Source organism: Paraconexibacter sp. AEG42_29, assembly GCF_040581415.1.
Lineage (GTDB): Bacteria > Actinomycetota > Thermoleophilia > Solirubrobacterales > Solirubrobacteraceae > Paraconexibacter.
Genome location: NZ_CP114014.1, coordinates 1,833,428 through 1,857,230, shown reverse-complemented (window position 1 = coordinate 1,857,230; position 23,803 = coordinate 1,833,428). Strand labels below are relative to the sequence as shown.

24 protein-coding genes are annotated in these 23,803 nt (G+C 73.9%); 15 read left to right on the top strand and 9 right to left on the bottom strand.

Annotated features, from left to right (window positions below):
• Positions 1-15: 15 nt before the first annotated feature.
• Entirely contained in the window at positions 16-1,746 is a 1,731-nt protein-coding gene (locus DSM112329_RS08955; RefSeq protein WP_354701474.1) for an exonuclease domain-containing protein, read from the bottom strand.
• Between the two features lie 111 nt (positions 1,747-1,857).
• Here DSM112329_RS08955 and DSM112329_RS08950 point away from each other — a divergent pair, with 111 nt between their 5' ends.
• The 6 genes from DSM112329_RS08950 (at position 1,858) to DSM112329_RS08925 (ending at position 5,724) form a co-directional block, all read left to right on the top strand.
• Positions 1,858-2,055: a hypothetical protein gene (locus DSM112329_RS08950; RefSeq protein ID WP_354701473.1), complete on the top strand. Its 198-nt coding sequence runs from the start codon at positions 1,858-1,860 to the stop codon at positions 2,053-2,055.
• Between the two features lie 93 nt (positions 2,056-2,148).
• Positions 2,149-2,583 carry a hypothetical protein gene (locus DSM112329_RS08945; RefSeq protein WP_354701472.1) on the top strand — a complete coding sequence of 145 codons (435 nt, stop codon included), beginning with the start codon at positions 2,149-2,151 and terminating at the stop codon, positions 2,581-2,583.
• A gap of 85 nt (positions 2,584-2,668) precedes the next feature.
• A complete protein-coding gene (locus DSM112329_RS08940) occupies positions 2,669-3,316 on the top strand; it encodes a hypothetical protein (protein ID WP_354701471.1) in 648 nt (215 codons plus the stop codon).
• Positions 3,317-3,435: 119 nt separating this feature from the next.
• The gene (ccrA, locus tag DSM112329_RS08935) at positions 3,436-4,689 is read left to right on the top strand and encodes a crotonyl-CoA carboxylase/reductase (RefSeq protein ID WP_354701470.1); all 1,254 of its coding nucleotides are present in this window, start codon (positions 3,436-3,438) and stop codon (positions 4,687-4,689) included.
• Between the two features lies 1 nt (position 4,690).
• On the top strand, positions 4,691-5,041 hold the full coding sequence (locus tag DSM112329_RS08930; RefSeq protein ID WP_354701469.1) for a hypothetical protein: 351 nt from the start codon (positions 4,691-4,693) through the stop codon (positions 5,039-5,041).
• A 155-nt stretch (positions 5,042-5,196) separates the two neighbouring features.
• Positions 5,197-5,724 (top strand): hypothetical protein, encoded by a 528-nt coding sequence (locus DSM112329_RS08925; RefSeq protein WP_354701468.1) that lies wholly within the window; start codon positions 5,197-5,199, stop codon positions 5,722-5,724.
• Here DSM112329_RS08925 and DSM112329_RS08920 read toward each other — a convergent pair.
• The 4 genes from DSM112329_RS08920 to DSM112329_RS08905 form a co-directional block, all read right to left on the bottom strand.
• Positions 5,706-7,442, bottom strand: a complete 1,737-nt coding sequence (locus tag DSM112329_RS08920) for an adenylate/guanylate cyclase domain-containing protein (protein WP_354702458.1) — start codon at positions 7,440-7,442, stop codon at positions 5,706-5,708. The two genes, DSM112329_RS08925 and DSM112329_RS08920, sit on opposite strands and share 19 nt — an antisense overlap.
• A 75-nt stretch (positions 7,443-7,517) precedes the next feature.
• Positions 7,518-9,200, bottom strand: a complete 1,683-nt coding sequence (locus DSM112329_RS08915) for a hypothetical protein (RefSeq protein WP_354701467.1) — start codon at positions 9,198-9,200, stop codon at positions 7,518-7,520.
• 95 nt (positions 9,201-9,295) lie between these two features.
• Complete coding sequence (locus DSM112329_RS08910) at positions 9,296-9,979, bottom strand: Crp/Fnr family transcriptional regulator (RefSeq protein ID WP_354701466.1); 684 nt, start codon at positions 9,977-9,979, stop codon at positions 9,296-9,298.
• A 42-nt stretch (positions 9,980-10,021) separates the two neighbouring features.
• Positions 10,022-10,309 (bottom strand): ATP-dependent Clp protease adaptor ClpS, encoded by a 288-nt coding sequence (locus DSM112329_RS08905; RefSeq protein ID WP_354701465.1) that lies wholly within the window; start codon positions 10,307-10,309, stop codon positions 10,022-10,024.
• 83 nt (positions 10,310-10,392) lie between these two features.
• On the opposite strand from DSM112329_RS08905, the gene DSM112329_RS08900 reads away from it, so the two are divergent.
• Entirely contained in the window at positions 10,393-11,553 is a 1,161-nt protein-coding gene (locus tag DSM112329_RS08900) for a crosslink repair DNA glycosylase YcaQ family protein (RefSeq protein ID WP_354701464.1), read from the top strand.
• Between the two features lie 10 nt (positions 11,554-11,563).
• Positions 11,564-12,100 (top strand): GNAT family protein, encoded by a 537-nt coding sequence (locus DSM112329_RS08895; protein ID WP_354701463.1) that lies wholly within the window; start codon positions 11,564-11,566, stop codon positions 12,098-12,100.
• Positions 12,101-12,181: 81 nt separating this feature from the next.
• Here DSM112329_RS08895 and DSM112329_RS08890 read toward each other — a convergent pair whose 3' ends face one another.
• Both DSM112329_RS08890 and DSM112329_RS08885 read right to left on the bottom strand, forming a co-directional pair.
• Positions 12,182-12,526: a CFI-box-CTERM domain-containing protein gene (locus tag DSM112329_RS08890; protein WP_354701462.1), complete on the bottom strand. Its 345-nt coding sequence runs from the start codon at positions 12,524-12,526 to the stop codon at positions 12,182-12,184.
• An 87-nt stretch (positions 12,527-12,613) separates the two neighbouring features.
• Positions 12,614-13,483, bottom strand: coding sequence for an MBL fold metallo-hydrolase (locus DSM112329_RS08885; RefSeq protein ID WP_354701461.1), 870 nt, complete (start codon positions 13,481-13,483; stop codon positions 12,614-12,616).
• Positions 13,484-13,597: 114 nt separating this feature from the next.
• On the opposite strand from DSM112329_RS08885, the gene DSM112329_RS08880 reads away from it, so the two are divergent.
• From DSM112329_RS08880 to DSM112329_RS08865, 4 genes are all read left to right on the top strand, one after another.
• Positions 13,598-14,371 carry a hypothetical protein gene (locus DSM112329_RS08880; protein ID WP_354701460.1) on the top strand — a complete coding sequence of 258 codons (774 nt, stop codon included), beginning with the start codon at positions 13,598-13,600 and terminating at the stop codon, positions 14,369-14,371.
• Positions 14,372-14,477: 106 nt separating this feature from the next.
• Positions 14,478-16,496: a protein meaA gene (locus tag DSM112329_RS08875; protein ID WP_354701459.1), complete on the top strand. Its 2,019-nt coding sequence runs from the start codon at positions 14,478-14,480 to the stop codon at positions 16,494-16,496.
• A gap of 14 nt (positions 16,497-16,510) precedes the next feature.
• Positions 16,511-17,521, top strand: a complete 1,011-nt coding sequence (locus DSM112329_RS08870) for a GTP-binding protein (RefSeq protein ID WP_354701458.1) — start codon at positions 16,511-16,513, stop codon at positions 17,519-17,521.
• Complete coding sequence (locus tag DSM112329_RS08865) at positions 17,518-17,679, top strand: hypothetical protein (protein WP_354701457.1); 162 nt, start codon at positions 17,518-17,520, stop codon at positions 17,677-17,679. The genes DSM112329_RS08870 and DSM112329_RS08865 overlap by 4 nt, the downstream gene beginning before the upstream one ends.
• Before the next feature lie 16 nt (positions 17,680-17,695).
• Here DSM112329_RS08865 and DSM112329_RS08860 read toward each other — a convergent pair whose 3' ends face one another.
• Entirely contained in the window at positions 17,696-18,223 is a 528-nt protein-coding gene (locus DSM112329_RS08860) for a hypothetical protein (RefSeq protein WP_354701456.1), read from the bottom strand.
• Positions 18,224-18,247: 24 nt separating this feature from the next.
• On the opposite strand from DSM112329_RS08860, the gene moaA reads away from it, so the two are divergent.
• The 3 genes from moaA (at position 18,248) to DSM112329_RS08845 (ending at position 23,129) form a co-directional block, all read left to right on the top strand.
• Positions 18,248-19,249 carry a GTP 3',8-cyclase MoaA gene (gene moaA / locus DSM112329_RS08855; protein ID WP_354701455.1) on the top strand — a complete coding sequence of 334 codons (1,002 nt, stop codon included), beginning with the start codon at positions 18,248-18,250 and terminating at the stop codon, positions 19,247-19,249.
• Between the two features lie 49 nt (positions 19,250-19,298).
• Entirely contained in the window at positions 19,299-21,254 is a 1,956-nt protein-coding gene (locus tag DSM112329_RS08850; RefSeq protein WP_354701454.1) for a hypothetical protein, read from the top strand.
• Between the two features lie 78 nt (positions 21,255-21,332).
• On the top strand, positions 21,333-23,129 hold the full coding sequence (locus tag DSM112329_RS08845) for a cytochrome c biogenesis protein DipZ (protein WP_354701453.1): 1,797 nt from the start codon (positions 21,333-21,335) through the stop codon (positions 23,127-23,129).
• On the opposite strand, the gene DSM112329_RS08840 is transcribed toward DSM112329_RS08845, so the two are convergent.
• Positions 23,116-23,781 carry a molybdenum cofactor guanylyltransferase gene (locus tag DSM112329_RS08840; protein ID WP_354701452.1) on the bottom strand — a complete coding sequence of 222 codons (666 nt, stop codon included), beginning with the start codon at positions 23,779-23,781 and terminating at the stop codon, positions 23,116-23,118. The two genes, DSM112329_RS08845 and DSM112329_RS08840, sit on opposite strands and share 14 nt — an antisense overlap.
• Positions 23,782-23,803: the final 22 nt, after the last annotated feature.

Genomic DNA, 23,803 nt, shown 5'->3' with positions numbered 1-23,803 from the left:
GGAACCAGCTCGTCCTCAGACCGCCAGCCCCGCCTGCACCGCCAGCCGCCGCAGCGCCGCTCGCGTCGGCGCCGGGTGCAGATCCAGCGCCGGCGGGTCCTGCGCCGCGCACCAGGTGCTGACGATCCGGCCACGCGCGACGTCGTCGGCCGTCAGGTGCTGCGGGACCCCGGGCCGCACGTGCCCGGCCGCGGCCAGGACCGCGTCCGTCCCCGCCGTCAGCTCGGCGAGCGAGCCGATCGCCTCCCAGCGGACGATCCGCCCGGCGACGGTCCAGACCGCGTCGGCCGACCCCGCCGGCAGCGACGGCGCAAGGACCACCCGCGGCGTCGCGTGCGTCGCCGCGACCGACCGGCCCAGGCGTTCGAGCAGCACCGCCAGCCGCTCCCGCCGGCGCCGCAGCCAGCCCGCCCGCTCGTAGGCCTCCTCGGCGGCCGCCGCCGCGACCAGGCCGTCGACGTGCGCAAGCAGCCCGCCGCCGGTCGGCCCTGCCGCGGCGAACAGCCCGAGCGCCTCGTCGAGGCGGCCGCGGTAGGCGTTCGGGTCCAGGTCGCCCAGGCACGGCGACAGGCAGCGGCCCATCTGCCCGTAGGCCGACGCCCACGGCCGGCGCTTCAGCGTCCGGCCGCAATGCCGCAGGCCGAACAGCGAGTTCAGCTGCTCCATGAGCTCGGTCGCCGCGTGCGCGCCCTGCAGCGGGCCGACGTTGATCGCAAGGCCGTCGGCCGGCTCGGCCGACACCTCCAGGACCGGGAAGGCGATGTCCAGACGGCACCGCAGGTAGACGTACTTGTCGCGGTCGTGCTTGCCGCGGGCGTTGCCCGGGGGACGCAGCGCCTTGATCAGCCGGTGCTCCTCCAGCAGCGCGCCGAGCTCCGAGGGCGTCTGGACGTACTCCGCCACCTCGACCTGCGTCACCCAGCCGGTGTCGGGGGACGACGGCGCGAAGTGCGACCGGGCCCGCGAGCGCAGCCGGACCGACTTGCCCACGTAGAGCGGCTGGCCGGCGTCGTTGCGGAAGACGTACGCCCCTGGCGCGTCGGGGAAGCGGCGCAGGTCGGGCGAGCGCCGCCGCACGCCCTTCATCGTCACGCCGCCGTCGGTCCGCCCCCGGGCCGCCGGACCACGCCGCGGTCGCGCAGGCCCGAGCACCGCGAGCGCCTCGTCGATCGTGGTCGCAGTGGCCGCGAGGCGCGGCAGCAGCGCGCAGAAGATGCGGGCGCAGGTCTCGGCGTCCGCGAGGGCGCGGTGCGTCACCTCGACCGGGATGCCGAGCGCGTCCGCGAGCAGGGCGAGCTTGCGCTGGCGCACCAGCGGGGCGAGCCGCCGCGCGAGGGCGACCGTGCAGAGCGTCGGCGGCGCCGGCCACGCCAGGCCGGCCCGGCCGAACGCCTGCTCGAGCACGCGCCGGTCGAAGGAGGCGTTGTGCGCGACGAGGACGCGGCCGTGCAGCAGTCCGGCCAGCTCGCGGAGCGTCACGTCGGCGGCCGGGGCCTCGTCGACCATCGCCTGCGTGATGCCGGTGAACCGCTGGATCGACCGCGAGAGCGGCGCCCTCACCTGCACCAGGGCCTCCCAGCGGTCGTGCAGCTCGCCGCCGCCGACGAGCACCGCGCCGACCTCGGTCAGCTCGCAGCGGTCACCCGCCAGGCCGTTGGTCTCGGTGTCGACGACGAGGAACTCCGCGGTGCGCAGCGACGACGCACCCAACGGAGCCCGCACGGCCGGTGTGGCGGCTGCTGACATGCGAACACTTGTACGTGTCCGGGCGGACGGCCTGCAGGGCCCGTTGCAGCCGGTGCCGCCGCGCCCGGTTCTAGGCTGTGCGCTTCGCTCACCGAGAAGGAGGCAGCCACCGTGACGACCTTTGCCGCCGACGAACACACCGGTCCCCCGGCACGCGCCGCGCGCGAGCGCGAGGCCTGGGCGCACTACGCGGACACGCTGCGGGAGCTGGGACCTGTCGCCTACGCGGCGGCGGAGCCCCCGGCGTGGGAGCACCTGCAGGAGGCGCTCGCCGAACTCGGGCCGGTCGCCGCTCCTGCCTCACCGTGAAACGCCGACTTTCGGTTCGTCGCCGTTGACGGGGAGACCAGCCGTTCGGTTAGGGTTCGCGTGGGTATCGCCTTCCGGCGACGCGGACGAGAGATGGAGCACCTTCTGTACATCAAGATGCGACGTGCCGCGGTCCTCGCGGTGGCTGCTGCAGCGGTCGTCGTCAGCGGCTGTGGCGACGACGACGAGTACAAGAACGAGAACCGGCCACCGTCGCTGATCGTCGTCCCCGCCTCGATCTCGGACTCCCGCGTCTCGGTCTCCCCGTCGTCGTTCGGGGCGGGACCGGTCAACCTGATCATCTCGAACCAGTCGGACTCGGCTCAGCGCGTGACGTTCGCGTCCGCCGACGGCACCGGCTTCAAGCAGGAGACGGGCCCGATCAACCCCGGTGCGAACGCCGAGCTCAAGGTCGACGTCACCCCCGGCGCGGCGGTCGTCCGCGTGGACGGCGACGGCATCCAGCCCGCCCGGCTGAAGATCGGTCCGGCGCGCCGGACCGCGCAGAACGAGCTGCTGCAGCCGTAGGCAGGCGGCGCGCGGCGTCCGGCCGCGCACGCAGGGCACGCTGCAGGACTGGCGCACGGGCGCGGAACGTGGGCATACTCGATGGATGCGGGTCCTCCCGACACTCCTCGCCGCCGGTGCGGCCGTGCTCGCCACGGCGGCCCTCGCCGACGCGCAGTCGGGGGGCGCGGGTCCGTCCGGCACCACGTCGACGGGCACCGGCACGACCGGGACCACGACCACCGGGACGACGACCACAGGGACCGGGACGACGTCGACGACCACGCCGGCGGGGCCTGAGAACCCCGGGCAGAAGTTCTTCCTCGACGCGCTGATCAAGGACACGAAGACGGTGAGCAACATCCGGACCGCGCTGCGATCCGGCGCGGCGATCGTCGACCCCGCCACGCAGTACGCCGACCTCACCGGGGACGGCAAGCAGGACGCCATCGTCCGCGTGCACAGCGCCGGCGCCGCCGGGGTCACCGCCGTCTACGTGTTCGCCACCGACGGTGCCCCCAAGGGCGCCCTGCGCGTGCTGTTCCGCACGCAAGCGCTCTACCGCGCGGTCACCACCGAGGCCGACGGCAACCGGCTCCAGATCGACGAGCCGAAGTACTCCGCGGGCGACGACGTCTGCTGCGCGTCCAAGCTCACGCGCCGGCGCTACAAGTTCAGCAAGAAGTCGCGGACGTTCACGCGCACGTCGATGGAGACCATCTCGGTCTCCGGCGACGCTCCCCGCCGCCGCTGAACGCGCCCGTTCGGACGTAGGCTGCCGCCCCCGCGGCGCGACGGGTAATCTTCCGGCCCCCTGCCCAGCCTGGGCCGGGACTGCCCGTCGAGATCACGAGTACAGAGGGTCAACCGCACATGGCCGTGGATGTCAGCCAGATCGCACAGGTGTCGACCGAGCCCGGGGAGCTTCCGGCCACGATGGCCGCTTGGGTCATCCGCGAGGAGACCCAGGGCGAGCCCATCGACGCGTTCAAGCTCGAGGAGATCGAGGTACCCGAGCCCGGGGCCTTCGAGGTCATCGTCCGCGTGATGGCCGCCGGCGTGAACTTCAACAACGTCTGGGCCGCCCTCGGCGAGCCCGTCGGCGTGTGGCGCTACGGCGACCACCCCGAGTTCGGCCACCACATCGGCGGCTCCGACGCGTCCGGCGTCGTCTGGAAGGTCGGCGAGGGCGTGACCCGCTGGAAGGTCGGCGACGAGGTCGTCGTCCACTGCAACCAGGCGTCCTACGAGGATCCCGAGGTCCACGGCCTGGACCCGATGGCGGCCCCGTCGCAGCGGATCTGGGGCTACGAGACCACGTGGGGCTCGTTCGCGCAGTTCACGAAGGTCCAGGCGCAGCAGCTGCTGCCCAAGCCCAAGGCGCTCACCTGGGAGGAGGCCGCGTCCTACGGCCTCGTCTACTTCACCGCCTGGCGCATGCTCATGACGCGCTGCAACCTGCAGGCCGGCCAGAAGGTCCTCATCTGGGGCGCCGCCGGCGGCCTCGGCGTGTTCGCCGTGCAGATCTGCAAGGCCGCCGGTGCCGAGTGCGTCGGCGTGGTGAACTCCGCCGAGAAGGGCGAACTGGTCAAGCAGCTGGGCTGCGTGGACTACATCGACCGCAGCGAGTTCGCCGGCATGATGCGCAAGGGCGGCGAGACCGACGAGGAGGAGGCCGCGCGCTTCAAGGTCATGCGCGCGTTCGACAAGCGCGTCATCGCCGCGCTCGGGTCCAAGCCCGACGTCGTCTTCGAGCACGTCGGCGCCGCCACCTTCCCCACGAGCGTCTTCACCGTCAAGCCGTTCGGCAAGGTCGTCATCTGCGCCGGCACCACCGGCTACAACCTCGACTTCGACGTCCGCTACCTGTGGATGAAGCAGAAGGAGATCATCGGCTCGCACTTCGCCAACGCCTACGAGTGCACGAAGGCGAACGAGCTGATCGAAAGCGGCGCCGTACGTCCGGTGCTGTGGCGTACCCTGGGCTTCGACGGAGTCGGTGAGGCGCATCAGCTGATGCGCGACAACAAGCATCTGGGCAAGATCGCCATCCTGGTCGGGGCCGACGGCCCCGGGCAGGGCAAGACGGCGGACGGGCCCGGCGGCATCTACGCAGAGGTCGGCTGACATGGCTGGTTCGGTCCACATCCCCTGGTACGCGACGGGTTTCCGCGGCGACAAGCTCGAAGCCGCCGTCGCCGACTTCGCGGCCCTGTCGCTGCGCTACGGCGCCAACGCGTACTCGGTCTTCCGCGGTCGCGACGACCGCTACAAGATCCTCCAGGTCGTCGAGTTCGACCAGAAGGCCGACTGGGAGGCCTACTGGAACGGACCGGAGGCCATCCGCTTCCGGACGATCAACTCGGGCTACTACCAGGTGCCGGTCGTCTACGCCTGGCAGGACCTCGTGACGAAGGGCGACATGCGCCCGGTCGTCGAGCAGGACCTCGCGGCGGACACGCCGAACGTCCCGGCCTGACCCGGCCGCCGCGCCGTCAGCTTCGCCGGGCGTGACGCAGGTCACGTCCCGGCCGTGACGGACGGCAGCGACCCGCGGCCGTCCCCGCGGGAGCCTTCTCCTACCGCACGGCGCCCTCATCGGGAGTGGCGCCGGACCTTCGAGAGGACTCCCCCATGCGCCTGCGCCGCACCGCCGTCCCCGCCTTCCTGGCCGTCGCCGCCCTCGGCACGTCCGCGTTGACGATCCCGCCCGCCCCCGCCCTTGCCGGCGATCCTGCGGCCGGCGGGTTCACGAACCTGCTCCCGCTCCCGGTCAGGGACATGACCGTCTTCGAGAACGACCGCCTCAAGTCGCAGGTGCTCACGCTGCGCTGCGACTTCGACGTCTGCGACTACTGGATCGGCCCGCGGGACGGGACCGCGAAGGCGCTCAAGGGCGACTTCAACCCGTTCCGCGTCACCCAGGTCGACCTCACGCGCGGCCAGACCCGCAAGGTCAAGGCGACCGTGCAGGCGCTGAAGGACGACGTCTACGAGCGTGACGAGAGCTTCTCGCTCGCGGTGGTGCAGAGCGTCCAGGACGCCGGGCACCCGTGGGTCGAGGTCGAGAGCCGCGGCAAGGTGACCCTGCGCAACACGACGCCGCAGACGATCAAGAAGGCGGACGTGACGAAGGTGCCGTGCTACCGCTGCGCAGGCTGACCGGGGGTCGCCGGTCCCGGGGCAAAGAGCTGCACCGGGGCCGAGCGGCCACGGATCGGTCGCTCGCCCAGCGCCTCGAGCCGGGCGGACGACGTCGTCCCCAGCCGTTCCCGCGTGCGCCCCGTCAGCAGCACCGCGCGGTCCTCCGTCTTCGTCAGCGCCTCCACGCGCGCGGCCACGTTCGCCGCGTCGCCGATCGCCGTGTACTCCATCCGGGCCTGCGAGCCGACCGTGCCGGCCATCACCGCGCCCGAGTCGAGCCCCACGCCCAGGCGCAGCGGCGCCAGCGCGAGCCCGTCGTCCCGCGCGGCGAGCCAGGCGTTCGTCGCCGTCAACCGCGCGCCGGCCATCTCCTCCGCCGCCGCCAGCGCCCGCTCGGCGTGGTCGGGGAGGTCCAGCGGCGGCCCGAACAGCGCCATCAGGCCGTCGCCGCGGAAGCCGACCAGCGTGCCGCCGTGCGCGAGGACCGCGTCCGCCATGGCGCTGAGGAAGCGGTTCAGGATCTCGATGCCGGCCTCGGGGGCGAGCTCCAGCAGCGCGGTCGACCCGCGCAGGTCGCAGAACAGGACGGTGGCGTCGACCTGCACGCCGCCGAGGCGACCCTCGTCGCCGGACCGCGCAAGGACGTCGTCGACCACCGACTCGGCGACGAAGCGCGTGAAGAGCGTGCGGGTGCGCTCGCGCTCGAGGGCCGTGTAGACCGCCGCCACGGCGATGCCTGCGAGGGTGCCGAGCGCGAGCCCCAGCGCCGGTGCCGTCGCCGGGACGACATGGCCGCTCCGGAAGGCGAGGTACACCCCGCCCGCCGCAGCACTTCCGGCCGCGCCCGCCGCGAGCAGCGCCCGCAGCGGACCGAGGCGCAGCGCCGCCAGCGGGCCCGCCCCGGCCAGCAGCAACGTCAGCAGCACCCCGACGGCGCCCGGGGCCGGACGCAGCGCAGCGCCGCCGAGCAGCGTGACCACGGCCGCGGCCTGCAGCTCGGGCCCGGACATGGCGTCGTCCCGCCGGGACACCGAGGTGGTGTGGGTGTCCCCCAGCGACGGCGCGGTGGCGCCGACCACGACGATCCGCCCGCGCAGCGCCGCGGCCGGCACCCGGCCGTCCAGCACGTCGACGAACGAGACCTCCCGGATCGTGCCGGCGGGACCGGGGAAGTCGATGTACGCCTCGCCGTCGTCGTCGAAGACAGTGCGGTCGACCGGCCGACCGGTCGCCGCCTCGACGACCGCGACCGGGAACGAGGCGAGGCCGTCGACCTGCCGCGCGAGCTTGCGCACCGCGCCGTCGGGATCGCTGTCGAGGACGGTGTTGCCCGCGCGGGCCCCGATCTCGCGCAGGACGTCGACCTCGCCCGAGGTCCCGCCGAGGACGCCGGTGCGGCCGTCGGCGTCCACCTCGGTCGTGGACAGGACCGCGGCGGGCGCGTCGGCGAAGGCGGCCACCAGCGCGTCGTCGTCCGCCGGCCGGTCGCTCGCCTCCGTGAACTGGACGTCGTAGGCGACGCTCCGGACACCCATCGCCGTGAGCCGCCGGACGAGGCGCGCGTGGAACGCACGCCGGAAGGGGAATGTCCCGAGCCCGGCCAGCGTCGCGGCGTCGATCCCGACGACCGCGACGGAGGCAGGCGCCGTACGGTCGCCGCGCAGGTCGAAGCGGGCGTCCACCGACGCCCGCTCCGCGCCATCCGTGAGCCCCGTCGCGCCGGCCGTGACGGCCAGCGCCGCGGCCGCCGCCGCGGCGATGGCCAGGGCGACGGCGCGCGGCGGCCGGTGATGACGGGCCGGCAGCGTCGCTCAGCGCTGCTTCCGCGGCCGGGCGACGTAGGAGCGGCCGGCGGTCAGCGTGATCGGCCTCGCCTTCGCCACGTCCTTGACGCTGACGACCCCGCGCAGGACCCGGGTGAGCGTCGAGCCGTCGCAGCGGTCCTGCGTGAGCCAGCGGGTCCCGCGCACGGTCGCCGAGCTGCGCCGGCCCGTGGTGCGGAACGTCCCCTTGCCGTCCCCCCAGACGAGGCGGCCCCGGCCTTTCGCCGTGCCGCGCTTCTTCGGCGGGAGGTTCGCCCCGAGCCGGGTGCAGGCCGACGGGCCGCTCAGGCGCAGGTCGAGGACCGCCGCCTTGGCGGGAGCCTGCGACACGAGGAAGCGGCCGCCGTAGAACTCGCTCGTCTTCGTGACCGTCGTCCCCGTCCCGGCCGCCGCCGTGAGCCGCACGCGGCCCGCGGTGGTGTCGAACTCGGTCCCGACCGGCACGACGCTGCCGTCCTTCGGCAGCGCGGTGAACGCCGCGGCGCCGCGGCGCCTGACCAGCACACGGCCGGAGACGGGCTCGGCGCCGACGGTCTTCCCGACGACCGGCGGCGCCAGCGTGTCGAGCCGGCCGACGTAGCCGCCGAAGTTCGCGTACCAGATGCCGCCCGGGCCGACGGTCAGGTTGTTCCCCCCGCCGTGCGGCAGGTCGTACGGCGTGAACTGGCCGTCGACGGTGAGCCGCAGGATGTCGCCGCCGAAGCCGACCGAGATCCAGAGGGCGCCGTCGGGGCCGGCGATGAGGTCGTGCGGCTGCTCGACGCCCGCCGGCAGCGGGATCTCGGTGACCGTGCCGTCCGGTGCGATCCGGCCGATGCGATTCGCGGAGTACTGCGTGAACCACATCGCGCCGTCCGGGCCGGCGGCGACCGCGCCCTGCACGCCGGCGGCGGCGACGGTCGAGCGCGTGGGCGGCGTGAACGACCGGTAGCTGCCGTCGGGGGTGAGCCGGCCGATCGTCCCGGTCTGGTCCTGGGTGAACCACAGCGCGCCGTCGGGGCCGGCGGCGATCCGGCCCGGACGCTGCGGCGGCCCCGGGATCGCGAACTCCCGCACCGTGCCGTCGGTGGCCAGGCGGCCGACGATGCCGGGGCCGGCCTGGGTGTACCAGAGCGCGCCGTCCGGGCCCGTCGTGATGCCGTGGCTTCCGGCCGCCGTCGGCAGCGGGAAGTCGCTGCGCTCGCCCTGGGTGGTGATCCGGTGCACGACGCCGAGCGACTCGCGGGCGGGGTCGCCGAGCAGGAACGCGTCGGTCGCCCAGAGCGCCCGGTCGGGGCCAACGGCGATGTACTGCGGGCTCGCGTTCTGCACGAAGCCGACGTCGAAGCGGGAGAACGCGCCCTCGGGCGTGAGGCGACCGATGCCGTAGCCGATGTCGATGGCGATCCAGAGGTTGCCGTCCGGTCCGGTCGTGATGCCCTTCGGCGAGCCGAAGCTCGAGCCGATGACCTCGAACTCCTTGACCTGGGCGGCGTGGGCGGGGCCCGGCGCCGCGGTTGCCGCGCCGGCGACGAGGGCGACGGCCAGGCCGGCGGTCGCGGCGAGGATCGCGATGCCGCGGCGGCGCGGCGGCGGCACGGGCACGCGGGTCCTGTGCGCCGGGCGCGGCCCGCGGCGGCGGCCGCCTCCGGGGGCGCCGGTCGGGGTGGTCGGGACGGGTGTGGAGCGCATGCCCCGATCCTGCGGCAGTCCGGCCACGGCGCCGACGGCGTCGGTCACGCGCCGGGCGTGATCTGCGTCACACCCGGGATCCGGGCCGGAGCCGGTCACGCGGTGCTGCGCCGGCGCAGCGCGTCCAGGTCGTGGCAGACGATGGCGCGGCGTGCGGTGGACACCCACCCGAGCTCGCGCATCTGGCCCAGCGCGCGCGCCGTCGCCTCGCGGCTCGCGCCGACCCAGCCGGCGAGATCCTCCTGCGTGAGCGGCAGGTCGATGCGGACCCCGTCGGCGGATTCCTCGCCGAAGCGCTCGCTGAGCTCGCACAGCCGCGCGGCGAGCCGCCCGACGACGTCCTGCGCGGTGTAGCCGACGCGCTTGGCGTCCGCGTCGCGCAGCCGGGCCGCGAGCAGGCGCATGACGTACAGCGAGGCGGCGGGCGTCGCCGTGACGAAGGTCAGGAAGTCCGCGTTGCCGAGCGCGAGGGACTCGACCGGGCCGAGCGCGGTGATCGTCGCCGACCGCGGCAGCCCGTCCAGCGCCGACTGCTCCCCGACCAGGTCGCCGGGACCGCGGATCGCCAGCAGCACGTCCCGGCCGTCCTCCGTGACCCGGGCGATGCGCACGTGGCCGTCCAGGATGATGAGGACGCGGTCCCCCAGCTGGCCGGCGTGGGCGATGGCGGCGCCGCGCGCGAAGCGGCGAACGGTCCCGCGGGAGCGCAGCGTCTCGCGGTCCGCGCTCGAGAGCGCGTCGAGGAAGGTGCTCGTGCGTCCGGCCGCGGTCCCCGACACGCGCCGAACATACCAGCGCCCGCGGCCGGGCCGGCCGCGGTGTCAGCCCTTCTCGAGGGGGGCCATCGTGAGGCCCGCGTCCTGCAGCTGCTCCCAGTAGTGCTCGGCCAGCTCCTGGTGGCCCGACCACACGATCGCCAGACCGCTCTGGTGGATCTGCTCGGCGACCTTGTAGCCGCGATTGATGTCGATGCCAGGGATGAGACGTGCAAGCGTCAGCGCGACATGGTCGAACGTGTTGTGGTCGTCGTTGCGGACGATCACGCGCCATGACCCGCCGAGCGCACCGTCCGGACCTGACGTCCGAGGAAGCTCGATGGTTTGGGACATACGGTCGTGACCATACCCGCCAGGGCAGACGATCGGAAGCCCCGAACGGAGGTTCGGGCCGGACGGTGACGTACTGTCACCGCATGCTCGAGCTGTCCGCCGACGAGGCCCGCCGCCTGAGCCTGCGCGCGCAGGGCGTGCTCGGCGCCCCGGATCGTCGCGGCGGTGTGCCTGCACTGCTGCGGGACCTCGCCGCGGTCCAGCTCGACACCATCAGCGTGCTGGCCCGGTCGCACGAGCTGGTCGCCTACGCGCGCCTGGGCGCGGTCGGCCGGGACGCCGTCGAGCACGCGTACTGGGACCCGTCCCCGCCTGCTGCGGCGTTCGAGTACTGGGCCCACGCGGCCTGCATCCTCCCCGCCGGGCAGTGGCCGCTGTTCGCCTTCCGGCGAAGGCACTTCCGCGAGCGCGGCTGGCGCTGGCACGCCGTCGACGAGGCGACGTGCGACACCGTCCTGCAGCGGCTGCGGACCGAGGGGCCGATGACGTCGACGGACCTCGGCGGCGCGAAGAAGGGCGGGGTCTGGTGGGACTGGTCGGACGTGAAGGTCGCGGTCGAGTACCTGCTCGACACGGGCGCGGTGATCTGCAGCGAGCGCCGGTCGTGGAAGCGCGTGTACGACCTGCCCGAGCGCGTCCTGCCGGCGACGGTCGTCGACCGCGGCGACGCGCTCTCCGACCACGAGTGCCACCGCGAGCTCGTGCGGATAGCGGGCCGCGCGCTGGGCGTGGCGACGAAGGCCGACCTGGCGGACTTCCACCGCATCAAGCAGGTCGACGTCGCCGCCGTGATCGACGAGACCGGCCTCGTCCCGGTCCACGTCGAGCGCTGGGGCAGGCCCGCCTGGGCGGACCCGGACCTGCTCGCCGCGGGCCCGCCCCGCGGCCGCCATCGCACGACCCTCCTCTCCCCCTTCGACACGCTGGTCTGGGACCGGCCGCGCACCGAGCGGGTCTTCGGCTTCACCCATCGCCTCGAGGCCTACACCCCCGCGCCGAAGCGCGTGCACGGGTACTTCGCGATGCCGCTGCTCGCGGGCGGGCGGCTGGTCGGCCGGGTCGACCCGGGCCGCGACGGGACGACGCTCGTCGCCAAGACGCTCAGCGTCGAGCCCGGGGCGGTGGACGCGATGGCGACGGCGCTGCGCGAGGCGGCGGGCTGGGTCGGCTGCGAGGCGGTCGTCCTCGGCGACGTCGTGCGCCCCGCCGCGGCGCGCGCGCCGCTGGTCGCCGCGCTCGGGTGAGAATGCGGCCATGGCCCTTCTGCCCCCGGACCTCGTCCTCCACGGTGACCGCCTGACGCTGCGCCCGTCGGTCGAGCCGGATGTCGACGCGCTGGTCGCCGTCCTGGCCGAGCCCGCGGTCAAGCGGTGGTGGCGCGAGAACGACCACGACGACGTGCGGCAGGAGCTGCACGTCGGGCTCACCATCCTGCTCGGCGAGACCGTGGTCGGCTGGCTGCTCGTCCACGAGGAGGACGAGCCCGACTACCCGTCCGTCGCGTTCGACATCGCCCTCAGCGAGCGCCTGCACGGCGCGGGCTACGGCCAGGAGGCGATGCGGGTGGTGCTGCGGCACTGCATCGCCGCCGGCCACCACCGCTTCACCATCGACCCCGCGGTCGACAACGTCCGGGCGATCAACAGCTACGCCGCCGTCGGCTTCAAGCCGGTGGGGGTGCTCCGCGAGCAGGAGCGGTGGGAGGACGGACACTGGGGCGACGGCCTGCTGATGGACCTCCTGGCGCGCGAGCTCATCGACCCTGACGCCCCACCTGCAGCGGAGGGGTGACGACAGGCCGGGCCCGGGGCGACGGCCTGCTGATGGACCTCCTGGCCCGCGAGCTCATCGACCCCGATCGGCCCGGACCTACTACCTGACCGTCCGCCGCGCCCACCGCACCGCGGGGGCCAGTGCTCGCCGGGCGGGGGCCTTGAGCCGTGGGAAGCGGTTCAGCACCGCGGCGCCGGCCGGTCCGAGGACCGCGTAATAGGCCGCCGTGAACGCCCGGCCAGCCGGATTCGTGAGCAGCCGCTCGTCGCGGTAGCGCCGCAGCGCGACGACCTCCGGGGCGTCGAGGTCGCCGTGTGCCGCGGTCGCCACGTAGCACGAGTCGTCGAAGAGCTCGAGGAAGAAGCAGTCGTTGTCCCTGCTCTTGCGCTTCTGCTTGCGCCGCGCCTTCCGGGCCCGCCGCCGGTCCTTGCTGAACACGCCCATCGCCCACCCTCGCCCTCTGTTCGAGATCTGCCAGAACGCGCAACGTAGTCGGCGCGCCCGGCGATGTCGATGGCGCGGACGCCCCGGCTACTCGGCGGCGGCCGAGCGGTGGTCCCGCTCGCCCTTCTTGGCCCAGTAGCGCGCCATCCCGGCGTACAGGGTCGACGGCGGGTTCGCCTGGCCGTAGGCCGACCGCGTGACGGGATCCGTCGTCGCACCGTCGATGAACGCCTGGACCTTGTCCGCGTATTCCTCGGGCGTGCTCGTCCGCGCCGCGTCGCCCCAGGTGTCGAGCTGCTCGCGCAGCCGGCCCAGATGCTCGTCCACGTCGTCCCACCGGCCGAAGTGCGTGAGCGCGAGCTGCTGCGGGGACCACGCCTGCACGAGGTCGATCGACTCGTGCCAGAGGCCCAGGTCGATGTCCGGCGGCGGCGTCGGCGGGAAGACCGGCCCCTCCTGGATGCGCACGCCGGCCACGTCGCCGACGAACGCCGTCCCGGTCGACTCGTGCAGGTAGCTCACGTGGTGGGACGCGTGGCCTGGGGTGTACCGGACCTGCCAGCCGTCCAGCGGCTCGTCGCCGGTCAGCACGCGGACGCGGTCTGCGGGAAGCGGCAGCACCTTGCCCCAGAGGCGCTCGAACTCGTCCCCGTAGATCCGCGTGGCGCTCGCCACCAGGCGGGACGGGTCGATCATGTGGGGCGCCCCGCGCTCGTGGACCCACACCTCGGCCTCGGGCCACCACTCCAGCAGCCGCCCGGTCGCGCCGGCGTGGTCGAAGTGGATGTGCGTGAGCAGGATCTTGCGCGCGGCGAACCCGTCCGGCAGGGCGTCGCGGAGGGTCTGCGCCGTCACCTCGGGGCCTGGGTCCACGATCCAGCCCTGCTCGGCGTCGGCGTAGGCGCAGATGGCCCGCTCCACGCCGCAGTGGTGCAGATCGATCTCCTGGATGCTCATGCCCGCAGACTCTATGCGCGGCCGCGGGCGGGAGCCCGCTGGAGCATCCGCCGCCCGGGTTGCGCTAGAACAAGGGGAGCGTCCCGTGTCCCCCGGGGCGCCCCTGCGGTCCGTATGTCATCTCCTGCTCCCACCCAGCAGCAGCCTCCCGCTGCGCCCCCGGCCCCCGCTCCCGCCAGCGCGGTCGACCTGCCGACCCTGATCATCACGGCGATCGCGTCGGCCCTGGCCGCGTACATCTGCTCGAAGGTCTGGGAGCCCGGAACGCTGGCGTCGGCCGCGACGACCCCGGTGCTCGTCGCGATCGGCAAGGAGCTGCTGCGCAAGCCGACCGAGGTCGTGACGACCGCCGTGCCCCCGGTGCTGCCGGGCCGCCACCCTCGGCCGCGCCCGGCCAGCGGCCCGGACGAGCCGACGACCGTCGAGCCCGCTCCCGGCGCGGACATCGGCGAGCCCGCGATCGTCGCGGTGACCGCGCCTGTCGTCACCACCCCCGAGCCCGGCGGCCGCCGCCTGCACTGGCGCGTCGCGGTCATCACCGGACTGCTGGGCTTCGTCCTCGCCGCGGCCGTCATCACGCTGCCCCAGCTGATCAAGGGCGGCGGGACGACGTACTTCGGCGGCGGGACCACCCACGTGAAGAAGCGGGTCGTGACGACCACCACCGACACGACGACGGTCGTCGAGCCCGGCAAGACGGTCACGACCACCACCACGCCGACCACCACGACGACGACCACCACGCCCCCGGCCGTCACGACCACCACGGAGACGTCCCCGCCCACGGTCACCGAGACCGTCACGACGCCGACGACGACCACCACCCCACCGCCCGACGAGCCCGGGACCACGACGTCCGAGACGGATCCGACGAGCCCGATCCCGTAACGGGCCGCGCCGCCGGGCTGAGCGCTGCGAGCCCGGCCCGGCGCGCGTCGGTTGCAGCGCGCTACCGACGGGTGGCCCGGGCCCGTCGTCCCGTAGAATCCCGCGCATGTCCGACACCGAGGCTCGCCCGCCCCACCGTCTGCCCGAGAAGGACCGTCCGTGGATGATGCGGACGTACGCCGGGCACTCCACGGCGAAGAAGTCCAACGCCCTCTACCGGTCGAACCTCGCAAAGGGCCAGACGGGCCTGTCGATCGCGTTCGACCTGCCGACGCAGACCGGCTACGACGCGGACCACGAGCTGGCGCGCGGCGAGGTCGGCAAGGTCGGCGTCCCGGTCGCGCACAAGGGCGACATGCTGCAGCTGCTCGACGGCATCCCGCTGGACAAGATGAACACGTCGATGACGATCAACGCGACGGCGGCCTGGCTGCTGGCGCTGTACATCGTCACGGCCGAGGCGACCGACGTCGACCAGCAGCTCCTCCAGGGCACGACGCAGAACGACATCATCAAGGAGTTCCTGGCCCGCGGGACGTACGCGTTCCCGCCCGGCCCGTCGATGCGCCTGATCGCGGACATGGTCGCCTACACGGTCACCGAGGTCCCCAAGTGGAACCCGATCAACATCTGCAGCTACCACCTGCAGGAGGCCGGCGCGACGCCCGTCCAGGAGATCGCCTACGCGATGTCCAACGCGATCGCCGTCCTCGACGCGGTCCGCGAGCGGGTCGAGGAGGACCAGATGGGCAAGGTCTTCAGCCGCATCAGCTTCTTCGTCAACGCCGGCGTCCGCTTCGTCGAGGAGCACGCGAAGCTGCGCGCGATGGGCATCCTCTGGGAGGAGCTCGGCCGCGAGCGCTACGGGGTGACGGACGCCAAGCAGCTGCGGTTCCGCTATGGCGTGCAGGTCAACTCGCTGGGGCTGACCGAGTCCCAGCCGGAGAACAACGTCCAGCGGATCGTGCTCGAGGCGCTCGCCGTCACCATGGGCCGCAACGCCAGGGCCCGCGCGGTGCAGCTGCCGGCGTGGAACGAGGCGCTCGGCCTGCCCCGCCCGTGGGACCAGCAGTGGGCGCTGCGCATGCAGCAGGTCCTTGCGTACGAGACGGACCTGCTCGAGTACCCGGACATCTTCGAGGGCTCGGTCGTAATGGACGGGCTCGTGAGCGAGCTGCTGGACGGCGCGCGGGCGGAGATGGCGGTCGTGAGCGAGCACGGCGGCGCCGTCGCCGGCGTCGACTACATGAAGGCCGCGCTGGTCGACTCCCACCGCGAGCGGATCTACCGCATCGAGGCGGGCGAGCAGATCGTCGTCGGCCTGAACAAGTACACCGAGACCGAACCGTCCCCCCTGATGGACGAGGAGGGCGGCATCATGACCGTCGACCTCGGGGTCCAGGCGGAGGCGATCGCCGCCCTCGAGGAGTGGCGGACGGGCCGTGACGCCGCTGCGGTCGAGGCGGCGCTGACCGAGCTGGCGCGCGTCGCCGGGTCCGACGAGAACATCATGGAGGCGACGATCGCCGCCGCCCGCGCCGGGGTCACCACCGGTGAGTGGTCGCAGGCGCTGCGGTCGGCGTTCGGCGAGTACCGCGGGCCGACCGGTGTCGGCGAGGCCGCCGCGGGCGCGGACGACCCGGACATCGAGGAGCTCCGCGAGGAGGTCGACCGCGTGTCCGAGGCCCTTGGCCGCCGCCTGAAGATCCTGGTCGGCAAGCCCGGCCTGGACGGGCACTCCAACGGCTCCGAGCAGATCGCCGTGCGGGCCCGTGACGCCGGCATGGACGTCGTGTACGAGGGCATCCGCCTGACCCCCGCCCAGATCACGGCGAGTGCGCTGCAGGAGGGCGTCCACGTCGTCGGGCTGTCCATCCTCAGCGGGTCGCACCGCGAGCTGATCCCGGACATCGTCACGGCGCTGCGCGAGGCGGGCGTCGACGCCCCGGTCGTGGTCGGCGGGATCATCCCCGAGGCGGACGAGCAGCCGCTGAAGGACGCCGGCGTCACGGCGGTCTACACGCCGAAGGACTTCGACATGCGCCGGATCATGCGGGACATCGTCGCGCTGGTGGCGGAGCACAACGGCATCCCGGCGGCGCCCGTCCCTGCCGGCGCCGCGTAGGTCACCGCCGCTCCGTGGCCCCGACCGACGCGGCCCCCCGCGCACAGGCCCCCGGCCCGCCCGACGGCGCCGGGCTGGCCGCACGGCTGCGCGACGGGGACCTCACGGTCGCCCCCGCCGTCCTCAACCTCGTCGAGAACCGCAGCTCCGCGTCCCGCGCGGCGATCGCCGACCTGCTGCGTGCGGTCGCCCCGGCGGCGCTCGGCGGCGAGGCCGCGGGGCACGTGATCGGCGTGACCGGTCCCCCCGGCGCGGGCAAGTCGACGCTGCTCAGCGCACTCGTGCGGCAGTGGCGCGGCGAGGACCGCAGCGTCGCGGTCCTCGCCGTCGACCCGTCGTCCCGCCGCAGCGGGGGCTCGCTGCTGGGCGACCGCGCGCGCATCATGTTCGACCCGGCCGATCCTGCGACGTTCATCCGGTCGACGGCGGCCGGCACGCGGCTCGGCGGCCTGGCGCCGGCGACGCGGGCCGCGGCGCACGCGCTGGCCGTCGCGTTCGACGTCGTCGTCATCGAGACGGTCGGCGTCGGCCAGTCGGAGACCGAGATCTCCGAGGTCGCCGACAGCGTCGCCGTGATCGTACAGCCCGGCAGCGGCGATTCGCTGCAGTTCCTGAAGTCGGGGATCATGGAGATCCCGGACGTCCTCGTGGTGACGAAGGCCGACCTCGGGGACATCGCGCTGCGCGCCCGGCGCGACCTGAACGCGGCGCTGCGGTCGGCGGGATCGCGGGACACCGCCGTCGTCGCGGTCAGCGCGGTCGCGACGCCGCCGGTCGGCATCGCGGACCTCACGGTCGCCCTGGACGCGCACCGCGCGGCGCTGGACATCCCGCAGCAGCGCCTGCAGTCGCGCCGGTCGAGCGCCCTGGCCGACTTCGTCGCCGAGCACGGGGACCGCGGCCTGCGCGCGCTCGGCGGCCTGCGCGCCGCCCGCCGCTTCCTCGCGGTGCAGCCGCGGGGCGAGGACATCCCTACCCTGGTCACCGCCCTGGAAGACCACGCCCGCGAATTGAGCCGTCCATGAAGACCATCCGCATCGACCTGCTGATCATGCTCGCCGCGTTCGCCGGCGTGACGCTCATCGCGCTCGCCGTCGGCGCGACCAACCTGGGCACCGCGATGGCGTTCGGGCAGTTGGCGTTCGCGGGCGCGCTGGTCTACGTGATGGTCAAGCGCGACTGAGCGCCCGCGGCAGCGGTCACCAGAACTTGACCTGCACCGGCTTCGGGACCGACGACGCCGGCGCGTTCAGCGAGCTGATCCGCCACGACCGGCCGACGAGCACGAGCTCGAGCGTGTCGTCCGACGGCGCCTGGCCGACCGCGGACGTGTGGACCTTCGCGAACGCCTTCGACGCCCCCGCGAAGCGCACCGCGTCGATGCGCAGGCTCGCCCCGCGCACGCTCTCCAGGCCCTCCTTGAAGGCGAGCTCGCACGGGAGGCCGAGCTCCTCGACGTTGTCCGACAAGGTCTTGGCGATCAGCCGGTCGCAGATCGCCTGGTAGTCCTTCGCGGCGGACGCGACACCGAACTGGCGCACGACCGTCCGCACGCGGACCTCCGGCGAGGCCACCACCTTGGCCGGCTCCTCGTCGGAACCGCAGCCGGCCAGCAGCACCCCGGTGAGCAGGGTGGCTGCCGCAGCACCGGCGCCGGTGACCGCGCCGCGGCGCCGGTCGGGAGCGCCCCGGCGGGTGCGGGCAGGGACGACAGGCGAAACAGGCATCGTCCGGGACGTTAACCTCTGGGCGTGAACAGCGTGCGCCCTCCCCTCGTCGACGGTCACGGCCGGGCGATCGGCGACGTCCGCGTGTCGGTGACCGACCGCTGCAACTTCCGCTGCCAGTACTGCATGCCGGCCGAGGGGCTGCCGTGGCTCGAGCGGTCGGACGTGCTGACGTTCGAGGAGATCGAGCGGCTCGTGACGCTGCTCGTCCAGATGGGCGTGCACGACGTCCGGCTGACCGGCGGCGAGCCGCTCGTCCGGCGCGACTTCCCCGTGCTCGCGGCGCGGCTGGCCGCGATTCCCGGCCTGCAGGACCTGAGCGTCACGACCAACGGGTACCTGCTGGACCGGGACGCCGACGCCCTGGTCGCCGCCGGCGTGCACCGCTTCAACGTCTCGATCGACTCGCTCCAGCGCGACCGCTTCTTCGAGATGACCCGTCGCGACGCCCTCCCCCGGGTCCTCGCGGGCATCGAGAGGCTCGCCGCCCACCCGGAGGCGCACCCGATTAAGATCAACGCCGTGGCGATCCGCGGCTTCACCGAGGACGAGGTCCTCCCGTTCGCGCGCTTCGCCCGCGAGCATCCCTACGAGGTGCGGTTCATCGAGTTCATGCCCCTCGACGCCGATCACACCTGGACGCCGGGCAGCGTGCTCTCCGGCGCGGAGCTGCGCGAGCTGATCGGCCGCGAGTACCCGCTCGAGGAGGCGCCACGCGAGCCGTCCGCCACGGCCCGCGTCTACCGGTTCGCCGACGGCCAGGGGCAGCTCGGTTTCATCGATCCGGTGAGCGACCCCTTCTGCGGGGACTGCAACCGCATCCGGCTGACCGCGGACGGCAAGCTGCGCACCTGCCTCTTCAGCCACAACGAGACCGACCTGCGCACCCCGCTGCGCGACGGCTCGAGCGACGACGCGATCGACGCGATCATCCGTGCCGCGGTCTGGCGCAAGGAGCTCAAGCACCGGGTCAACGAGCCCGGGTACGTGCAGCCGCTGCGCACGATGAGCGCCATCGGCGGCTGACAGGCCGGGTCAAGCGCGTCGGCCGGTCGCCGACCACTGCGGGCAGCCCATGCTCTCCCGCCGCCGCCTCGTCCCTGCCGGCGCCCTCGTCGCCGCGCTGCTCAGCGCGTGCGCCGGCGCTCCCGCGTCCGCCCACGCGGCCGCGTCGCCCCGGCCGGCGGCGAACCCCGTCCGGACGCTCAAGGCCACCGTCGTCGCGGCCGCCTACCCCGTCTCGGGAACCCGCTCGGCGATCCCCGTCCTGCTCACGCGCGCCAGCGCCCGCAACGCGCACCTCGAGAGCCAGGTGGCGACCATCCTCGTCGGCCGGCGTCGCGCGCTGCCCGGGCCGGCGCGGACGACGGTCGTCCCGTCCCGCCTGCGCCTCGGGGACCGGCTGGCCCTGACCGCCAGGGTCCCGCGCAGCCAGCGCGGCGCGGCCAGCGCCCGTGTCGTCGCCCGGACCGCGACCGTCACGCGGCGCTCGGCGGAGCTGTCCACCAGCGAGCTGGCCGCGCTCGTCGCCACGGTCTCCGGGCGCGTCGACACGCTCACGACCACCGTCGCCGGCCTGGCGGGCGTCCTAGGCGCCCGTATCGACCGGGTCGACGGCGTCGTTGCCGCGGTCCAGGCCCAGCTCGCCACGCTGAAGTCCGGGCTCGCGGGCCTGACCGGCCAGGTCGGCGGCCTGGACGCCGGTCTCAGCGAGGCCAGGAAGACCCTGGGCGAACGCGTCGACGCGCTCGACCAGGGGACCAGCGGGCTTCGCGATCGCATGGACCGGACCGCCGGGGACGTCACGACGCTCCAGGCGACCCAGCAGGCGACCGCGACGAAGGTGGCCGCGCTCGAGAGCTCGGTGACGGCGCTGCAGAGCACGCTCGCCGCGCTGGCCGGCCGCCTGGGCGCGGTCGAGACGGCGCTGCCCCTGCTGACCGCGCGCCTTGACGCCGTCGAGGCCGGCCTGGGATCCCTCAGCGGCCTGGACCCCGCCGCACTCGGCGCCCTCACCGGGACCGTGACCTCGATCGCGGCGTCCCTGACGACGCTGACGGGCCGGGTGACGAGCGTCGAGTCCGCGCTCACGACCGCCACCGCGAGCCTCACCAGCCTGACCGGCTCGGTGACGACCCTGACGACGACGACCGTGGCCGCCCTGCAGTCCGACCTCACCGCGCTCACGGGCACCGTCAGCACGCTCGGGTCGACGGTCGGCTCGCTGACCACCTCGCTGAACGCGCTGACCGGGACCGTCGGGACCGTGCAGTCGGCGCTGACCGGCCTCACCGGGACCGTGGGCCTCGTCCTCGGCGACGTCGGCGGGCTCCAGACGACGGTCGCCGGCCTGGGCATCGACAGCGCCGCCGTCCAGTCGGCGCTGACCGCGCTGGGCACGAGCGTGACCTCGCTCGCCGGCGACCTGACCGGGACGAGCGCGACGCTCGGCACCCTGCAGACGACGGTGGGCGCGCTCGGCTCCGCGGACACCGTCCTCAGCGCGCAGCTGAGTGCGCTCACGAGCACCGTGAGCGGCGCGGGCACCGGCCTCGTCGCCCTCGTCGGCGGACTGGGCGGCCGCGTCGACAGCGCCGAGGCGGCCCTCACCACGCTCACCACCACGCTGGACGCCCTCGGGATCAGCGACGCCGGGCTGCAGGCGCAGCTCGACGCCCTCGACACCACGCTGCAGACGGTCACCACCGGGCTGTCCGGGCTCACGGGCACCGTCACCACGCTCGACGGCACGGTCACGGGGCTCGGCACGACGGTTGCCGCCCTGGGCCTCGCCGACACGGCGCTCGCGGGGCAGATCAGCGCGGCCGGCAGCGCCATCGCCACCGTCCAGAGCGGCCTCGCCTCCACCGAGACCACCATCTCGGGCCTCTCGGGGACGGTCTCCGCGCTCAACACCACGGTCACCGCACCGGGAACCGGGCTGGTGAGCAAGGTCAGCACGCTCGAAGGCACCGTCGCCGGCCTGACGTCGACGCTCGGCCTGGTCTGCGGCACATTGCCCGTCTGCTGACGGCGTCCTGGCCGGGCGCCGGTCGCGGCACCGGTGTCCGTCATCCAATCGCAAGGAGATTGCGAACATGATGGGACCGTGGTCCTTCTCGCCCTCTTCGCCCTGGTCGCCGGCGCCGGCACCGCGATCAGCCCGTGCGTGCTCCCGGTCCTCCCGGCGCTGCTGTCGGCCTCTGCGGACGGCGGGCGCCGCCGGCCGCTCGGCGTCGTCACCGGCCTGACCGTCACCTTCACGATCACGATCGTGGTGCTGGCCAAGGTCGTCGACAGCGTCGGCGTCGGCGACTCGCTGCCCCGCGACCTCGCGATCGCCGCGCTGTTCGTGTTCGGGCTGGCGGTCCTGGTGCCGAAGCTCGGCGACCGGCTGGAGGCGCCGCTCTCGCGCCTGGCGCGCTTCGGGCCCAAGACGGTGGGCGACGGCTTCGTCAGCGGCCTGGGCGTCGGCGCGGCGCTCGGCCTGGTCTACGCGCCGTGCGCCGGCCCGATCCTGGCGTCCGTCATCGCCGTCAGCGCCGCGACCGGCAAGACGTTCGTGATCGGATTCGCCTACGCGCTGGGCTCCGCCGTCGTGCTGTTCGCGCTCGCGCTGGGCGGGCGCGGCGTCCTGGAGCGCGTGCGCCGCGGCGGCCGCGGCCCCCAGGTCCAGCGGGCGCTCGGCGCGGTCATGGTCCTCACGGCGCTCGCCATGACGTTCTCCCTCGACACGCGCTTCCAGACGGCGATCGCCAGCGACCTGCCGGCCTTCCTCGTGAACCCGACCAAGAGCCTCGAGGAGTCCGGCGCGGTGAAGGACCGGCTCGCCGACCTGCGGGGGCGGTCGAAGTTCGAGGAGCGCCAGGAGGCGGCCCAGAAGCGCGCCGCAGCCGCCGCGGCCACGAAGCCCGGAGCCGCCGCCGCGGGCCCCGGGACGGCGGCCGCCGCCACCGGCCCCGGGCTGCCGGGGGTCACGACCCCCGACCTGCCGAAGCTCGGCGACGCCCCGGAGTTCGAGGGCGACGGCCACTGGTTCAACACGGCGAACGGCAAGCCGCTGACGCTCCGGCAGCTGCGCGGGAAGGTCGTCCTGATCGACTTCTGGACCTACACCTGCATCAACTGCATCCGCACGCTCCCCTACCTCAAGGCGTGGCAGGAGAAGTACGCGAAGAAGGGCCTCGTCATCGTCGGGGTCCACGCGCCCGAGTTCGCGTTCGAGAAGAAGACCTCGAACGTCGCCGCGTCGATCAAGCAGAACGGCCTGAAGTACCCGGTGGTGCAGGACAACGAGATGGCCACCTGGAACGCCTGGGGCAACCAGTACTGGCCGGCCAAGTACTTCATCGACGCCAAGGGCCAGGTGCGGTTCACGCACTTCGGCGAGGGCGAGTACGAGGAGTCCGAAGCCGTCATCCGGACGCTGCTGGCCGAACGCGGGACGACCGGACTCGGCGGTGGCGTGCGCGCGAAGGGCACGATCGCGGTCAGCGACAGCCAGATCACGCCCGAGACCTACCTCGGCTCGCAGCGGGCCCAGGGCTGGATCCCGTCCGGTCCCGCCGACGGGACCCGCAGCTACAAGCCGGTCACCGGGTCCGACCTGAGCCTGAACAACTTCACGCTCGGCGGCCGCTGGAAGGTCGACGAGGAGTCCTCGACCGCCGTCGCCGGTGCGACGATCGACGCGCAGATCCAGGCGCGCAACGTCTACCTCGTCCTGGCGTCCGCGGGCGACAGGCGGCGCGACGTGAAGGTCACGCTGGACGGCAAGCCGTACCGGACCGTCAAGGTGACCGGCCAGGACATCTACGAGCTCGTCGGCCTCCCCGAGACCGGTGAGCACCGGCTGCACCTGGACGTGCCGCCCGGCGTCAGCGGGTTCGCGTTCACCTTCGGCTGACCTTCAGCAGCCGCTCCGCCGCGGTCACGTCCTCCGGGCGGTTGACGTTCGTGAACGGCGTGTCGTCGTCGAACGGGACGATCGCGGGGCCCAGCGCCTCGACGACATCGATCGCGCGCGCGTCGGGGTCGAAGCCCCGCAGCCCGTCGAGCGCCTCCGGTCGGTAGAGCGCGCACAGCACCTGCAGGTGCCGTCCGGTCCGGGGGACGACCGCCGGTGCGTCCGGCGCCAGCGCCGCCGCGATCAGGATGACCCGCAGCGTCGCGGGGTCCAGCAGCGGCAGGTCGACGGCGCAGACCAGCACCGCGCGGCCCTCCGCCTGCTCGAGGGCGTAGACCACGCCGGTCAGGGGGTGCCGGGGTGCGTCGGCGGGCTCGAGCCACACCTCGGGCGCGCCCGCCGACAGGAAACGCCCCGCATCGGTGCCGAAGCTGTCAGCCACGGGCGCCGGGGGCGGTGGGAGCGCCGTCTCCGGGCGGGCGACGACTGCCACCGGCCGCGCGACGCGGCCCACCGTCTCCACCGCCCGGTCCAGCAGCGTCCGCCCGCCGACCACGACCGCGGCCTTCTCCCCGCCGATCCGGCGACCCTGTCCGCCCGCCAGCACCGCGCCCGCGCAGGCGACCGGCAGGGGGTGTCGGACGGGGCCCACGACACGGACTCTATGATCGACA

Excerpts from the sequence above, each read along its gene's own strand:
- DSM112329_RS08930 (WP_354701469.1), top strand. The coding sequence starts at position 4,691 with ATGGCTGGTTCGGTCCACATCCCCTGGTACGCGACGGGTTTCCGCGGC.
- DSM112329_RS08905 (WP_354701465.1), bottom strand. The coding sequence starts at position 10,309 with ATGTCCCAAACCATCGAGCTTCCTCGGACGTCAGGTCCGGACGGTGCG.
- DSM112329_RS08925 (WP_354701468.1), top strand. The coding sequence starts at position 5,197 with ATGCGCCTGCGCCGCACCGCCGTCCCCGCCTTCCTGGCCGTCGCCGCC.
- DSM112329_RS08875 (WP_354701459.1), top strand. The coding sequence starts at position 14,478 with ATGTCCGACACCGAGGCTCGCCCGCCCCACCGTCTGCCCGAGAAGGAC.
- DSM112329_RS08895 (WP_354701463.1), top strand. The coding sequence starts at position 11,564 with ATGGCCCTTCTGCCCCCGGACCTCGTCCTCCACGGTGACCGCCTGACG.
- DSM112329_RS08890 (WP_354701462.1), bottom strand. The coding sequence starts at position 12,526 with ATGGGCGTGTTCAGCAAGGACCGGCGGCGGGCCCGGAAGGCGCGGCGC.
- DSM112329_RS08885 (WP_354701461.1), bottom strand. The coding sequence starts at position 13,483 with ATGAGCATCCAGGAGATCGATCTGCACCACTGCGGCGTGGAGCGGGCC.
- DSM112329_RS08900 (WP_354701464.1), top strand. The coding sequence starts at position 10,393 with ATGCTCGAGCTGTCCGCCGACGAGGCCCGCCGCCTGAGCCTGCGCGCG.
- DSM112329_RS08955 (WP_354701474.1), bottom strand. The coding sequence starts at position 1,746 with ATGTCAGCAGCCGCCACACCGGCCGTGCGGGCTCCGTTGGGTGCGTCG.
- DSM112329_RS08915 (WP_354701467.1), bottom strand. The coding sequence starts at position 9,200 with ATGCGCTCCACACCCGTCCCGACCACCCCGACCGGCGCCCCCGGAGGC.
- DSM112329_RS08865 (WP_354701457.1), top strand. The coding sequence starts at position 17,518 with ATGAAGACCATCCGCATCGACCTGCTGATCATGCTCGCCGCGTTCGCC.
- DSM112329_RS08850 (WP_354701454.1), top strand. The coding sequence starts at position 19,299 with ATGCTCTCCCGCCGCCGCCTCGTCCCTGCCGGCGCCCTCGTCGCCGCG.
- ccrA (WP_354701470.1), top strand. The coding sequence starts at position 3,436 with ATGGCCGTGGATGTCAGCCAGATCGCACAGGTGTCGACCGAGCCCGGG.
- DSM112329_RS08860 (WP_354701456.1), bottom strand. The coding sequence starts at position 18,223 with ATGCCTGTTTCGCCTGTCGTCCCTGCCCGCACCCGCCGGGGCGCTCCC.
- DSM112329_RS08945 (WP_354701472.1), top strand. The coding sequence starts at position 2,149 with ATGGAGCACCTTCTGTACATCAAGATGCGACGTGCCGCGGTCCTCGCG.
- DSM112329_RS08880 (WP_354701460.1), top strand. The coding sequence starts at position 13,598 with ATGTCATCTCCTGCTCCCACCCAGCAGCAGCCTCCCGCTGCGCCCCCG.
- DSM112329_RS08940 (WP_354701471.1), top strand. The coding sequence starts at position 2,669 with ATGCGGGTCCTCCCGACACTCCTCGCCGCCGGTGCGGCCGTGCTCGCC.